The following is a 14,272-nucleotide window of genomic DNA, read 5'->3' as shown; positions in this document are numbered from 1 at the left end:
GCCCCCATGACCACCACCTACCTGACCCACGCCACGCTGGTCCTGCCGGACCGCGTGCTGCAAGACAGCGCCCTGCTGATCGAGGATGGCCGCATCGCCGCCATCGAACCCGCGCCGGCTGCCGTGCCGGCCCACGCCACCGTGATCGACCTGCGCGGCCACGCGGTCATGCCGGGCCTGATCGATGTGCACTGCGACGCCATCGAGAAGGAAGCCGAGCCGCGCGCCAATGTGCTGTTCCCGCTGGACTTCGCCGTTGCGCAGGTGGACCGCCGCAACGCCGCCGCCGGCATCACCACGCCGTACCACGCGCTCTCGTTCGCCAGCAACCAGTTCGGCGTGCGCAACAACGAGACGGCCGCCACGCTGGTGCGCACCGTGGCCGCGTACCGTGCGAGTAGCCTGGTCGACAACCGCATCCACTGCCGCTACGAGGTGACCGACGCCGCCGCCGTGCCCGTGCTCGAAATGCTGATGGCCGAAGGCGTGGTGGACCTGCTCTCCGTGATGGATCACTCCCCGGGCCAGGGCCAGTTCAAGACGCTGGACGCCTATCTCTCGTACATGATGGGCAACCACGGCATGAGCCGCGAGGAAGCCGCCGACGCCGCCGCCAAGAAGACGGCCGAACTGGACGGCGCGCACGAGCGCGTGAACCGGCTGGTGGCCCGGGCGCACGAGCTGGGCATTCCCACGGCCAGCCACGACGACGACAGCCCCCAGCGCATTGCCGCGATGCAGGCACTCGGCGTGCGGATGAGCGAGTTCCCGATCAACCTGGAAACCGCCCGCGCGGCGAACACGCATGCGCTGCCGACCATCCTCGGCGCCCCCAACGTGCTGCGCGGCAAGAGCCAGAGCGGGTCGATGCGCGCCATCGACGCCATCCAAGCCGGGGTGGGCAACATCCTCTGCTCGGACTACCAGCCGTCCACGCTGATCGCCTCGGCCTACGCCGCGGCGCGGCAGGCCGATCTGCCGCTCAACGAGGCGCTGGCGCTGGTCACCGCCAACCCCGCCGACGCCTGCCTGCTCGACGACCGGGGCCGCCTGGTGCCGGGCCTGCGCGCGGACCTGATCGCCGTGGCTACCGTGGCCGGGCAGCCGATGGTCACGCACACGTGGTCGGCGGGCCGGCTGGTGTTCTCGGCCGGCTACCCGGCTGGCGCGGTGCAGCATGCCGTGCCGCGCGAAGCCATGCGCGAGGTCGCCTGATGGGGACCGGACTTCCCGCCGGGTTAGCCGCCGGACTGGCGCAGGTGGTGGGGGTCAGCCGCAGCCCCGTGCACGGCTTCAGCAAGCCGCGCGAGACGTCCATCCGGCTGCTGCCCGGCATCGGCGTGGAAGGCGACGCCCATGCCGGCACCACGGTCAAGCATCGCTCGCGCGTGGCCGTGGACCCGACCCAGCCGAACCTGCGTCAGGTCCACCTGATCCACGCCGAGCTACACGCGGCGCTGGCGGCGGCCGGGTTCGACATCGGTTATGGGGAACTTGGCGAGAACATCACCACGGCCGGCATCGACCTGCTCGGGCTGCCGGTCGGCACTCGCCTGCGGATTGGCGATGCGCAGATCGAGATCACCGGGCTGCGCAACCCGTGTGCGCAGATCGAGCAATTCCGTGAAGGGCTGCTGAGTCAGGTGGTGTATAAGGACGCGCACGGCGAGATCGTGCGCAAGGCTGGCGTGATGGGCGTGGTGGTGGCGGGCGGCGTGGTGCGGCCCGGTCAGGGTATCGAGACCACCCTGCCGCCGCTGCCGCACAGGCGGCTGGAGCGAGTCTGACAAGTACGAGACCCGGCACGTGCCGGGCATTCTCTCACTATAGATTGCCGGAGCCGGCGCGCTCCTCAGGACTTGTCCCGATCCCCTCCCGCTCGCGTTCCGGCGGCCGTCCTCTATATATATAAGGGAGGCGGGCCGCCATGCATGACGGCCGGATCGCACCGAGGAGCCAGCATGCCGTTCAAACCCACACTGCCAGCCATGCTGGCTGTTTTTTTGTGCGCGGCGTGCACGCCGCCGATGCTGGCCGACCGCTCGGCGCCCATGCAGGGCCCCACCGCCCCCAAGCCCTACCCACCGCCGCCTGAAAGCCGCGCCACGCCCATCGCGGCGCGCGTGATCAACCTGTCTGGCAGTTGCAAGCGCACCGAGGAGGATGGCTTCCGCGAAGACGCGTTGGTCAAGGTCACGGGCAATGCCGTGCAGACGCTGAAATGGAAGCTCTGGGTGTCCCGGAAGGGTTCGTGCACGTTCGATCTGGAGGATTTCAAGCAGGTACAGCAGACGCCACACATAGAACTGCATGCAATTGACGGCAGCGGCTGCAAGCTGATGGTGTGGCAGGACCCGCGCCGGGTGACGCTGGCCCATGCCCGCTGCGAGAAGCACTGCACGCCGGGTATCTACGAGCAGGCGTGGCCGGTGCTGTTCGACCCGAAAAGCGGCGCTTGCGCGGAGATCCGGTAAATCTGACCGGCGCCGCCCCTCGGGTGATCGGAGGAAGTTACTGCTGGGTGGCGAACTGGATGCGGTGCAGGCCCGCGTAGAGCCCGTTGGCGGCGAGSAGTTCGGCATGGCTGCCATGCTCGGCCACGCGGCCCTGCTCCAGCACGACGATGCGGTCRGCGTTCTCGATCGTGGACAGCCGGTGGGCGATCACGAGCGTGGTCCGCCCCACCATCAGCGACTCCAGCGCCGCCTGCACCTGCCGCTCCGATTCCGAATCGAGCGCGGAAGTCGCCTCGTCCAGGATCAGGATCGGCGCGTCCTTGTAGATCGCGCGCGCAATGGCCAGCCGCTGGCGCTGGCCGCCGGACAGCTTCATGCCGTTGTCGCCAATATTGGTTTCCAGCCCCTCCGGCAGCCCCTTGACCGTATCGGTCAGGTAGGCCGCTGCAAGTGCACGCTCCACGCGTGCCATATCGATCGCTTCTCGCGGATGCACGCCGTAGGCCACATTGGCCGCCACGGTGTCGTTGAACAGCACGACATCCTGGCTCACGAACGCAATCTGGCGGCGCAGGTCGGTCAGCGCGAACTGGGCGATGGGCTGGCCATCGAGCAGGATCCGGCCGTCGGTCGGATCGAAGAAGCGGGGTACGAGGTTGACCAGCGTGGTCTTGCCGCTGCCGGACGGACCGACCAGCGCCACCACCTCGCCCGGGGCCACCCGGAAATTGACATGCTGGAGCGCCGGCCGGCCGGCGTCGCCATAGCGGAAACCGACGTCCTCGAACACCAGATCGCCCTTGGCACGTTCCAGCCGCAGGCCTTCGGTCTGCGGCTCGATCGGCTCGTCGATGAGCCGGAAGATCATCTCGGCGGCGGTCAGSCCGCGTTGCAGCGGCTGGTTCAGGTCGGTCAGGTGCTTGAGCGGCGAAATCAGCAGCAGCATCGCCATGACGAAGCCGGTGAAGCCGCCGACCGTAGTCTGGTTGCCCTGGGCCTGGATCATCGCGATGGTCAGGATCACGGACAGCGCCAGCGACGCCAGGAACGCCGTCACCGGCTGGTTCAGCCCGCCCGCCACGGCCATGCGCATCGAATAGCCGCGCAGGCGCTCGGCCATGGCCTCGAAGCGCGACTGCTCGTAGGTCTCCCCGCCATGCAGCTTGACCACCTTGTAGCCGCCGGCGGCTTCCTCGACCACGTACGCGGCCTCGTTGGTCAGCGTCTGGTGGTCACGGTTCAGCCGGCGCAGGCGCCGGTTCACCTTCGACATGACGAAGCCGATCACGGGCAGCAGCACCGCCACCACCAGCGTGAGCCGCCAGTTGGTATAGAACAGGTAGATCAGCAGCGCCAGCACGGTCAGCGAGTCACGCACCAGCGTGATCAACACCCCGGTCAGGATCTGCATCACCTGGTTGACCTCGAAGATCACGGCATTGATCAGCGACGCGGCGGTGTTGCGGTGGAAGAACARCGCGGGCGCCTGCAGCATCCGGCCGAACATCTGCATGCGCATCTTGAACAGCACGCGGTTCGAGATCTGGGCCAGCAGGTAGCCGGACGCGAACTGCGCCACGCCACGGACCAGCGCCACGCCGGTCAGCAGCGCGGGCACATGCCAGAGCTTGCCGGCGTAGTCGCCGCCAAACCCCTTGTCGAGCAGGTCGTTGACAACCTTGGGGATAATCCCCTCGCTGGCGGCCACCAGCGCCATGGCGAGGATGGCCAGCGCGAACACGCGCATCTCGGGCTTCAGGTAAGCCCAGACCCGCTTGAGGGTGTCGGCTTCCTGGGGCGTTTGTTTATTGTTTTCGTTCACGATGACTCCGCCCCGCTCGCACGGGGGGTTGTGCCTGCCAAGACTGCGACTACCGCTAGAATGGCGTTCCAAAAGGGGAACCTTGCAAGCATCTCTATGAAAATCTCTGTCGTACTGATTACGAAAAACGAGGCACACAATATCCGGGAGTGCCTCGAAAGCGTCTCCTGGTGCGACCGCGCGATTATAGTGGATTCGGGCAGCACGGACGGCACCGTGGAGGCCGCCCGCGCCATGGGTGCAGAGGTCTACGAGACCGCCACGTGGCCCGGTTTCGGCCCCCAGAAAAACCTTGCCCTCTCCAAGGCCCAGAGTGAGTGGGTCCTGTCCATCGACGCCGACGAGCGTGTCACGCCCGCGCTGCGCGACGAGATCCTGGCTGCCATCAGCTCCGGCCAGGCCGATGCCTACGACATGCCCCGGCTCTCGCGGTTCTGCGGCCGGTTTATCCGCCACGGCGGCTGGTATCCGGACCGCCTCACCCGCCTGTTCCGGCTGGGCAAGGCCCGCTTCACCGATGACCTCGTCCACGAGAACGTGGTCACCGATGCCCCGGTGGCGCACCTGCGCTCACCGCTGCTGCACTACACCTACGACGACTTCTCGCAGGTGCTGCGCAAGATCGATCAATATTCAACGCTCGGCGCCAAACAGGCCTTCGCACGCGGCAAGACCGCCTCGCCGGCCAGCGCCCTGCTGCATGGCAGCTGGGCCTTCCTGCGGACCTACCTGTTCCGGYGCGGCTTCCTCGACGGCCCGCAGGGGCTCGGCGTGGCGCTGATGAACGGGCAGGCCAGTTACTACAAGTACGTCAAGCTGTGGCTGCTGCACCGGCAGGCAACGGAGACACCCCCGCCATCAACCGATTTGCCACCACGCTGAACTCCCGCGCGGTGGGCCCGAAGCCCATCTGCTCGATATGGACCGCCGCGTGTGCCAGCAGCGCGGCACGCAGCGAGGCATCTCGCAGGCCGCGCCCGATTGCATCCGCCAGCGCCGGCGCATCGCCGACGGGCACCAGCAGTCCCGCCCGGCCCTCGTCGAGAATCTCGCGCGGCCCGGTCGGGCAGTCGGTACTGACCACGACCTGACCCACCGCCAGCGCCTCCAGCAGGACGTTCGGCAGCCCTTCCATCTTCGAACTGAACGCCATCAGGCGCGCGCGCCGGATCCAGGCGTACGGATTCGACTGGAAACCCTGGAACGTGACGCGGTCGGCAATGCCGAGCGACCCGGCCAGCGCCTCAAGCTGCGGGCGGGAGGCGCCATCGCCGACGATGACCAGCCGGTCCTCGATGCCATCCGCCACCAGCCGCGCGTAGGCGTGCAGCAGCGTGGTGAAGTCCTTCTGGCTTTCCTCAAGCCGCCCCACCGACACCACGAAGGGCCCGGCCGGCGCATCGACCGGCGCCTGGGCCTTCTCGCGGATACTGTCCAGATCGATCGGGTTGTAGAGCCGCACGAAGCGGTCCGCAGCCTCGGGAATCAGCGCCTGCGCATCGCGCAGCATGATGTCGTTGAGCACGACCACGGCGTCGTAGTGCTCGCGGCACTGGCGCCGCAGCTTGCGGAGCTTGCGGSCATGCCCGCGYGCAAGGTGSGCCACGCTGAAATGCTGGTAGCCCATCATCGGCACGGGCAGCTTGCCCGTCAGCCGTGACACGGACATGTCGTAGTCCACCACCAGGTCATAGCCCTGCAGAATCTTGCGGAAGCGCCGATTCATCAGCGGCTTGCGCACCGGTGGCAGTAGCAGTTCCTCGTAGATCTTGCCGAGCGGCCCGAGCTTGCGCTTCTTCTTGAGCTGCCGGCAGTGCGACAGCCAGGCCTCGGGCGCCAGAACGTGGACCTTCACGTCCTTCGGCAATCTCTCAAGAAAATGCGAGGCCAGCTCGTCCGACGGATAGGTGATCGTCAGCCCGATCTCGAACTGGCCGCGGTCCAGCGAGTTCAGCAGCGAGACCAGCGCGGTCTCGATACCCCCATGCAGCAGATGGGTGACGTGGAACAGGATGCGCCGCTTGCCGCCCTGCGTCATCGATCGCACCGCCGCCTCAGCCATAGATCATCCGGACGCTGTCGCCCAGCGCATTGCGGAAGGTGGTCAGGGCGTCGTCCGACGGGGTGACCTGCCATTGGTCGCCCAACGTGGCCTCGCACTGCGCGGTCTTGTTGACGTAGCGGATACGCACCGGCACGCCCGGCGTACGCGCCGTGTTGGCGAGGTACGGCGTCAGCAGTTCGCGCAGCCGCTCGGTGGAGGCGTTGCCGTTGAAGCCCAGGCAGACCGCGTCGGCATACTTGGCGCGCGCGGCCACGAGGTCCATCACCGACTCGGCCGTGAACCGCACGCCGCCGGTGAAGGTATCGTGACGGGCATTGCCCTGCGCGATCAGCAGTTCATCCTCGCGGAACATGTGCCGGTTCGCGTCGAACAGTTCGTTGAACACGGTCATCTCGATCTGGCCCGTGCCGTCGTCGAGCAGCACGATCAGCATCTTGCCGCGCTGGGTCATCTGCGTGCGGATGCCGGTGATGACACCCGCCACGATCTTGCCCCGCACGTCGCGGCCATAGCCGCCGCCGTTGCCCTGTACTTCCTTTTCGAGCCCGGCCAGCGTGCCCTTGACGAAGCGGCGTACCTCGTCGCGCCACGCATCGAACAGATGGCCGGAGAAATAGTAGCCGAGCGCCTGCTTTTCCTCCTGCAGCGTGCGCTTGGCCGTCCAGCGCGGCTCGTCGAGCAGCTCCGGGCGGTGGGCATCGCCGGCGTCGCCCATCAGGTCGAACAGCGACACCTGGTTGGCCGACTCCGCCTTCTGCTCGGCCGCCTCCATGGCGATGGACACCGAGGCCAGCAACTGGGCACGGTTGTCATTAAGGCTGTCGAACGCGCCGGCGCGGATCAGCGCCTCGATCGTGCGGCGATTGACCTGCCGGCGGTCCACGCGCTCACAGAAATCGAACAGGTCCGCGAACGGCTTTTCCTCGCGGGCGCGCAAGATGTCCTCGATGGCGCCCTGCCCCGAGCCCTTGATGCCGCCCAGACCATAGCGGATGGTCTTGGCATCGGTCGGGGCGAAGCGGTATTCGCTGGCGTTGACATCGGGCGGCAGCACGGCGATGCCGTTCAGTCGGCAATCCTCGTAGAGGATCTTGACCTTGTCCGTATCGTCCATGGCCAGCGACATATTGGCCGCCATGAATTCGGCCGGATGGTGCGCCTTGAGCCACGCCGTGTAGTACGCCAGCAGCGCGTAGGCGGCCGCGTGCGACTTGTTGAAGCCGTAGCCCGCGAACTTCTCCATCAGGTCGAAGATGTCGTCGGCCTGCTGTGACGACAGCCCGTTCTTGTCAGCACCCTCGCGGAACAGCTCGCGGTGCTTGGCCATCTCCTCGGCCTTCTTCTTGCCCATGGCGCGGCGCAGCAAGTCGGCGCCACCGAGCGAGTAGCCGCCGATGATCTGCGCCATCTGCATCACCTGCTCCTGGTAGACCATGATGCCGTAGGTCTCCTTGAGCACCGGTTCCACGCGCGGATCGGGGTACTCGACCTTCTCGCGGCCGTGCTTACGGGCGCAGAAGCTCGGGATCAGGTCCATCGGACCCGGGCGATACAGGGCCACGAGGGCGATGATGTCCTCGAAGCGGTCAGGCTTGGCGTCCTTCAGCATGCCCTGCATGCCCCGGCTTTCCAGCTGGAACACCGCCACCGTGTTGGCGGTCTTCAGGATGTCGAACGCGGGGCCATCGGCCAGCGGGATCTGGCTGCAGTTCCAGTCGGCCTTGCTCGGATCCAGCCGGCGGATGTAGCGCTCGGCCCAGTCGAGGATGGTCAGCGTGGTCAGGCCCAAGAAGTCGAACTTGACCAGGCCGGCGGCTTCCACGTCGTCCTTGTCGTACTGGCTCACCACGCCGCTCATGCCGTCGTTCTGGCCACCCTGGGTGTAGAGTGGGCAGAAATCGGTGAGCCGGCCCGGCGCGATCAGCACGCCGCCGGCGTGCATGCCCACGTTCCGGGTCATGCCTTCCACRCGCTGCGCCAGCTCCAGCAACTGGCGCACCTCTTCCTCGTTGTTCTCGCGCTCGGCCAGGACCGGCTCTTCCTTCTTGGCTTCCTCGATCGTGACGAGCTTGCCCGGCTTGAACGGAATCAGCTTGGCCACGCCGTCGACAAAGCCATAGCCGAGGTCCAGCACGCGGCCCACGTCGCGCACAGCCGCCTTGGCGGCCATGGTGCCGAACGTGGCGATCTGCGACACGGCGTCCTTGCCGTACTTCTCCTTCACGTACGTGATCACGCGGTCACGGCCGTGCTGGCAGAAGTCGATGTCGAAGTCGGGCATCGAGACCCGTTCGGGATTCAGGAAACGCTCGAACAGCAGCGCGTACTTGAGCGGGTCCAGGTCGGTAATGCCCAGCGCGTATGCCACCAGCGAGCCAGCGCCCGAGCCCCGGCCCGGCCCCACCGGCACGCCGTTGTTCTTGGCCCAGTTGATGAAGTCCGCCACGATCAGGAAGTAGCCCGGGAAGCCCATCTTGATGATGGTRCCGGTCTCGAACTCCAGCCGCGCGTAGTACTCGGGCCGCTGCGCCTCGCGCGTGGCTTCGTCCGGGAACAGCACGGCCAGACGCTTCTCGAGGCCCTCGCGCGCCATGTGGATCAGGTAGTCGTCGAGCGACATGCCGTCCGGCGTGGGGAACAGCGGCAGGCGCGGCTTCCCCAGTTCCAGCGTCAGGTTGCAGCGCCGCGCGATCTCGACGGCATTCTGCAACGCGGAAGGAATGTCCGCGAACAACGCGCACATCTCGTCCTGCGTCTTGAAATACTGGTCGGTCGTGAACTTGCGCGTGCGGCGCGGATTGGCCAGCAGTTCGCCCTCGGCGATGCAGACGCGGGCCTCATGCGCGGTGAAGTCGTCCGGCGTCATGAACTGCACCGGGTGCGTGGCCACCACCGGCAGCTGCATTGCGGCGGCCAGTTGCACGGCCTGCTGGACGTAGGCATCGGTGCCGGGGTGCCCGGCCCGTTGCAGTTCGATATAGAACCGCTGCGGGAACACGCGCGCCCAGTGCTCGGCGGCCCGGCGGGCGCCGTCCTCGTTGCCATTGGCCAGCGCCTGGCCGATATCGCCGCCCATGGCGCCGGACAGCGCGATCATGCCGGTGGCCAGCGGCAGGCCTTCCTCGCCCGGTTCGTCGAACCAGCCCGGCTCGATCTCGGCGCGCCCCTTGTGCTGGTTGCCCAGCCACGCGCGCGACAGCAGCATGCACAGGTTCAGGTAGCCACGGCGGTCCTGCACCAGCAGCAGCATGCGCGCGGGCTTGTCGCGGTCATCGGCGTTGGTCAGCCAGACGTCTGCGCCCACTACCGGCTTCACGCCGTCTCCGCGCGCTTCCTTGTAGAAGCGGATCAGGCCGAAGGCGTTGGCGAGGTCGGTCAGGGCGAGCGCGCCCATGCCATCCTTGGCGGCGGCCTTGACGGCATCCTCCAGGCGGACAATGCCGTCCACGACGGAGTATTCGGAATGCAGGCGGAGGTGTACGAAGCGGGGTGCAGACATAGGGCGCCATTGTACCGGCTCCCCCCGCCTGAAAACTTGAGACTTTTCGGAAAATGAGGGGCTGGGACGACGCCTGGCCCGGTCCGGAGTGCCTGGAAACAGGGTGTCGGCCAGGCCCGCAAGCGGCTATAATTTCGCCTTTCCAATCAGGCAGTTATCGCGCGGCCCGCCGCGCGGTCCGGCAGCACCCATCCCATGCAGATCGTCAATATTTCCGCTTACAAATTCGTCACGCTGGACGACATCGAGACCCTGCGTCCGGAAATGCGCGCGCGCTGCGAGGCGGCCGACCTCAAGGGCACGATCCTGCTGGCGCCCGAGGGCATCAACATGTTCCTGGCCGGCCCGCGCGACGCCATCGACACCTTCATGGCCTGGCTCCACGCCGACGCCCGCTTTGCGGACATCGCGCCCAAGGAGAGCCTGTCGGACAACCAGCCGTTCAAGCGGATGCTGGTGCGCGCCAAGAAGGAAATCATCACGATGAAGATGCCGCTGATCCGCCCCGAAGCGGGCCGGGCGCCGTCCGTGCGGCCCGTGGATCTCAAGCGCTGGCTCGACCAGGGCCACGACGACGCCGGCCGCCCCGTGGTGATGCTCGATACACGCAATGCGTTCGAGGTGGCCGTGGGCACCTTCGAGAACGCGGTGGAATACGACATTGCGAAATTCAGCGATTTCCCGCCCGCCATCGCCGCCCACAAGGCCGAGCTGGAGGGCAAGACGGTGGTGTCATTCTGCACAGGCGGCATCCGCTGCGAGAAGGCCGCCATCCACATGCAGGAAGTGGGGATGGCGCACATCTACCAGCTCGAAGGCGGCATCCTGAAGTACTTYGAGGAAGTGGGCGGTAGCCACTACAAGGGCGACTGCTTCGTGTTCGACTACCGAACCGCCCTGAACCCCAATCTCGAGCCGGCCGGCCCGGTGCAGTGCTTTGCCTGCCGCGCGGTGGTTACGCCTGAGGAACAGCARCAGCCCAGCTATGCGGTGGGCAAGCAATGCCCGCATTGCGCGACGCAGGCCGGTCAGGCAGCCGCCTGACGCCTGCGTCCCGCCTGGTAATACGCCGAGTTCTTACGCGGCGAGCAGGTGATAGAGGTTGCGCAGCATGCCCGCGGTGGCGCCCCAGATGAAGCGGTGGCCGCCTTCCTCGCGCGGGTACGGCATCGAATAAAACTGACGTTCGCCGTCCGCCCAGCGCAGCAGCCGCCGCTCGTGGCGTGAGGGGTCCATCAGGAAGGCGAGCGGCACCTCGAAGATGTCCGCCACTTCGCCGGCATCGGCCTCGAGCGCGAAACCGGTGCGCACCAGCCCCACAATGGGGCTGACGTGRTAGCCGGTGCCCGTGATGTARTCAGGGAGCGAGCCGAGCACCTCGATATAGTCCCGATCCAGCCCGATTTCTTCCTTCGTCTCACGCAGCGCYGTGGCGATGCGGTCCGCATCGTAGGTCTCCTGCCGGCCGCCCGGAAAGCTGATCTGGCCCGCGTGGGCGTTGAGGTTGGCGTTGCGTTCGGTCAGCAGCACGGTCAGGCCGTCGGCGCGGTCCACCAACGGCACCAGCACGGCGGCTTCGCGCAGGCCGCGGCTCCGGTCGTAGACGCGCGACTCATCGGTCAGCTCGGGTTCCCAGGCTGGCGGCGATAGCAGGCGGTGGCGGATAAAGTCCGGGCGCATCCGGGGCGCCGAGAGCGGCGCGCGTTGGGCGTCGGTGCCGATGACCGGCAAGGTTTCTGGGTCGAATTTGGGGCGCATGACACCATTGAGTATGACAGAAGCGCGCCATGTCGCGCTGCAGCACACATATAAGCAAAAAGGACACCCGAAGGTGTCCTTTCCGAATCCGATACGGCACCGGTTGCCCGGCGCCGGACGGCATCGCCTTACTCGGCGGCAGCAGCCTTCGCAGCCTTCGAGACCAGCTTTTCCTTGATACGTGCCGACTTGCCCGAACGCTCGCGCAGGTAGTACAGCTTTGCACGGCGCACGTCGCCACGACGCTTCACTTCGATGCCGGCGATCAGCGGCGAGTACAGCTGGAACGTACGTTCCACGCCTTCACCCGACGAGATCTTGCGCACGATGAAGGACGAGTTCAGGCCACGGTTACGCTTGGCGATCACGACGCCTTCGTAGGCCTGCACGCGCTTGCGGGTGCCTTCCACGACGTTCACGTTGACGATCACGGTGTCACCCGGGGCGAACGCGGGAATGGTCTTGTTCGCGGTCAGGCGCGCAATCTCTTCCTGCTCGATTTGCTCGATGATGTTCATCGTTTTTTCTCCATTACCATCATGCCAGCGTTGTATGCCCCAGGACTTGTCCCGGGCCCCGGCAGAGGATGGGGTTTTCATTTGGCGGGAGCGAACTCCCGCCCTGCTTTCGCCGTCCACTCCGACAGAAATTTCTCATCGGCCTTGGACAACAACCCTTGACCACGCGCCGCCTCGATCAAATCGGGACGCTTGCGCGCGGTGTTGGCCAGCGCCTGCTGGCGCCGCCATTTCTCGATCTCGGCATGATGGCCCCCGAGCAAGATATCGGGCACCCGCACACCTTCATATTCTTCCGGCCGCGTGTAGTGCGGACAATCGAGCAGGCCGTTGACGAAACTGTCCTGCACGGCCGACTGCGCATCGCCCAGCACGCCGGGCAGATGCCGCACTACCGCGTCGATCAGCGCCATGGCCGGCAGTTCACCGCCGGACAGCACGAAATCGCCGAGGCTGATTTCCTCGTCCACGCGACGCTCGATCAATCGCTGATCGATCGCCTCGTAGCGACCGCACAACAGCACCAGGCCAGGCCGCTGCGACAGCGACATCACCTTCTCATGCGTGAGCGGGGCGCCCTGCGGCGACATCAGCACCACATGCGGGACTGCCACACCGGCTTCCGCCTGCGCCGCGGCCGCCGCGTCGATCGCGTCGTCCAGCGGCTTGGCCAGCATCACCATGCCAGGACCACCGCCGTAAGGCCGGTCGTCGATGGTGCGGTAATTGTCGACCGTAAAGTCGCGCGGATTCCAGGTGCGCAGCGCGTAACGCTGCTGCTTGGCCGCCCGGCTGGTAATGCCCCAGTCGGTCAGCGCCCGAAACATCTCGGGAAACAGCGTGATTACATCGAACTGCATCCGCGGCCCCTTGGTGTGCTTCGGTACTTCAGTAGTCGAGCCCCCAGTCCACCACGATGCGCCGGGTGGTGGTATCCACCGTGCGCAGGAACGCGTCCACGAACGGCACCAGCCGCTCGCCGGGCTTGCCATCCGGCAGCGTGTACGCCACCTGGAGGATCTGGTGGGCACCATTGTCGATCAGGCCGGATACCTCGCCCAGGGTTTCGCCCTGTTCGTTGAGCACGGCGCAACCGATCAGGTCGACCCAGTAAAACTCATTCTCTTCCGGCGGCGGAAAATCCGCGCGCCGGATCCAGACGCGACGCCCTTTCAGGGCTTCGGCAACATTGCGTTCCGCTACGCCGGTGGCCTGGGCCACCACGGTGCCGCTATGCTCGCGCGACTGGGCAATCTTGACGCAGAGCGCCTCGTCCGGCTGTGCCGGCGCCACCACCACGCCGGCCTGCGGCGCACGAAGCAGCCACCAGCGGCGGGCGTGGAGCAATGCGGAGGCGTCGTCCGCGTGCGGCTGGACCTTGATCCAGCCACGGATGCCATAGGCGGCGCCCACATAGCCCACTTCGACGAGATCGTCGGGCAGGCTGTCGGTGAACAGCAGCGCTGCGGGCAGCTTGCGGGGCTTGGGCGGCTGGCCCGATACCTCGGCCTGCGCCGCGGTACCTTGCCGATTTAACGGCTTGCGGCCGGGGGCGTTGCCAGTCACTGAGACGATGCGTCCGATGCGTCAGGCACGCGCCACAACGGGCCGCGCGCCTTGGCGGCAATCAGGCAGCGGCCTTGGCGGCTTGCTTGACCAGACGGGCAACCGTCGGCGACAGCTGGGCGCCAACGCCTTGCCAGTACGTCAGGCGGTCTTGCACCAGGCGCAGGGTTTCTTCCTTGCCGGAGGCGAGCGGGTTGTAGAAACCAACGCGCTCGATGAAACGGCCATCGCGACGGTTGCGCGAGTCAGCGGCAACGATATTGAAGAAGGGGCGCTTCTTGCTGCCGCCGCGAGCCAGACGGATTACGACCATGGGGTTATTCCTCGAAAAAACGGGGGTGTGCGAACACGAAACGCAAGAGTATAGCCCAGTTCCCAATGCCAAACAAACACTTAGCGCGCAATTCGCGCCGGGCGCSGCCACCGGTGCGCCGTTGGCGCAACATGGCCTGCAGGCACCGTCGCGTAAACCGCGAATCCCGCGCRAACCCCGCCACCGGCGCGACGTTATAAAGCTGGCAAAAATGTCGAAACAATCGGTTACACGGGTAACGGGATTGGCATAGGCGGTCACACGGCGCCTGCGTA

The 14,272-nt window shown here is 66.4% G+C and carries 13 protein-coding genes; 5 read left to right on the top strand and 8 right to left on the bottom strand.

Translation table 11 applies throughout. From position 1 onward, the window contains the following. The first annotated feature begins 6 nt into the window (after nucleotides 1–6). From AB4Z27_RS19705 to AB4Z27_RS19695, 3 genes are all read left to right on the top strand, one after another. Complete coding sequence (locus tag AB4Z27_RS19705) at nucleotides 7–1,215, top strand: alpha-D-ribose 1-methylphosphonate 5-triphosphate diphosphatase (protein WP_092301971.1); 1,209 nt, start codon at nucleotides 7–9, stop codon at nucleotides 1,213–1,215. Beyond that, entirely contained in the window at nucleotides 1,215–1,787 is a 573-nt protein-coding gene (locus tag AB4Z27_RS19700; RefSeq protein WP_441645054.1) for an MOSC domain-containing protein, read from the top strand. Before AB4Z27_RS19705 ends, AB4Z27_RS19700 begins: the two co-directional genes overlap by 1 nt. Before the next feature lie 174 nt (nucleotides 1,788–1,961). Further along, nucleotides 1,962–2,474: a hypothetical protein gene (locus AB4Z27_RS19695; RefSeq protein WP_092301965.1), complete on the top strand. Its 513-nt coding sequence runs from the start codon at nucleotides 1,962–1,964 to the stop codon at nucleotides 2,472–2,474. A gap of 37 nt (nucleotides 2,475–2,511) precedes the next feature. On the opposite strand, the gene msbA is transcribed toward AB4Z27_RS19695, so the two are convergent. Continuing rightward, nucleotides 2,512–4,278: a lipid A export permease/ATP-binding protein MsbA gene (msbA, locus tag AB4Z27_RS19690; protein WP_092301962.1), complete on the bottom strand. Its 1,767-nt coding sequence runs from the start codon at nucleotides 4,276–4,278 to the stop codon at nucleotides 2,512–2,514. 96 nt (nucleotides 4,279–4,374) lie between these two features. Between msbA and AB4Z27_RS19685 the strand changes: the two genes are divergently transcribed. Beyond that, entirely contained in the window at nucleotides 4,375–5,160 is a 786-nt protein-coding gene (locus tag AB4Z27_RS19685) for a glycosyltransferase family 2 protein (protein WP_441645053.1), read from the top strand. Here AB4Z27_RS19685 and AB4Z27_RS19680 read toward each other — a convergent pair. Beyond that, on the bottom strand, nucleotides 5,090–6,340 hold the full coding sequence (locus AB4Z27_RS19680) for a glycosyltransferase (protein ID WP_441645052.1): 1,251 nt from the start codon (nucleotides 6,338–6,340) through the stop codon (nucleotides 5,090–5,092). The two genes, AB4Z27_RS19685 and AB4Z27_RS19680, sit on opposite strands and share 71 nt — an antisense overlap. After that, a complete protein-coding gene (gene dnaE, locus AB4Z27_RS19675; RefSeq protein WP_092301956.1) occupies nucleotides 6,333–9,842 on the bottom strand; it encodes a DNA polymerase III subunit alpha in 3,510 nt (1,169 codons plus the stop codon). The genes AB4Z27_RS19680 and dnaE overlap by 8 nt, the downstream gene beginning before the upstream one ends. A 195-nt stretch (nucleotides 9,843–10,037) precedes the next feature. Between dnaE and AB4Z27_RS19670 the strand changes: the two genes are divergently transcribed. Continuing rightward, a complete protein-coding gene (locus AB4Z27_RS19670; RefSeq protein WP_441593610.1) occupies nucleotides 10,038–10,886 on the top strand; it encodes a sulfurtransferase in 849 nt (282 codons plus the stop codon). A 33-nt stretch (nucleotides 10,887–10,919) separates the two neighbouring features. Here AB4Z27_RS19670 and AB4Z27_RS19665 read toward each other — a convergent pair whose 3' ends face one another. The 5 genes from AB4Z27_RS19665 to rpsP form a co-directional block, all read right to left on the bottom strand. Further along, nucleotides 10,920–11,600: a CoA pyrophosphatase gene (locus AB4Z27_RS19665; RefSeq protein WP_092301950.1), complete on the bottom strand. Its 681-nt coding sequence runs from the start codon at nucleotides 11,598–11,600 to the stop codon at nucleotides 10,920–10,922. A 128-nt stretch (nucleotides 11,601–11,728) separates the two neighbouring features. Next, nucleotides 11,729–12,118 (bottom strand): 50S ribosomal protein L19, encoded by a 390-nt coding sequence (rplS, locus tag AB4Z27_RS19660; RefSeq protein WP_092301947.1) that lies wholly within the window; start codon nucleotides 12,116–12,118, stop codon nucleotides 11,729–11,731. Between the two features lie 77 nt (nucleotides 12,119–12,195). After that, a complete protein-coding gene (trmD, locus tag AB4Z27_RS19655) occupies nucleotides 12,196–12,978 on the bottom strand; it encodes a tRNA (guanosine(37)-N1)-methyltransferase TrmD (protein WP_092301944.1) in 783 nt (260 codons plus the stop codon). Between the two features lie 28 nt (nucleotides 12,979–13,006). Next, nucleotides 13,007–13,684, bottom strand: a complete 678-nt coding sequence (gene rimM / locus AB4Z27_RS19650) for a ribosome maturation factor RimM (RefSeq protein WP_092301941.1) — start codon at nucleotides 13,682–13,684, stop codon at nucleotides 13,007–13,009. Between the two features lie 61 nt (nucleotides 13,685–13,745). Continuing rightward, nucleotides 13,746–13,997, bottom strand: a complete 252-nt coding sequence (gene rpsP / locus AB4Z27_RS19645; RefSeq protein ID WP_092301938.1) for a 30S ribosomal protein S16 — start codon at nucleotides 13,995–13,997, stop codon at nucleotides 13,746–13,748. Nucleotides 13,998–14,272 lie beyond the last annotated feature (275 nt).

Source organism: Cupriavidus sp. KB_39, from assembly GCF_052114485.1.
GTDB lineage: Bacteria > Pseudomonadota > Gammaproteobacteria > Burkholderiales > Burkholderiaceae > Cupriavidus.
Note: the sequence above shows the minus strand (reverse complement) of the source record. Positions and strands in the feature narration are given on the sequence as shown.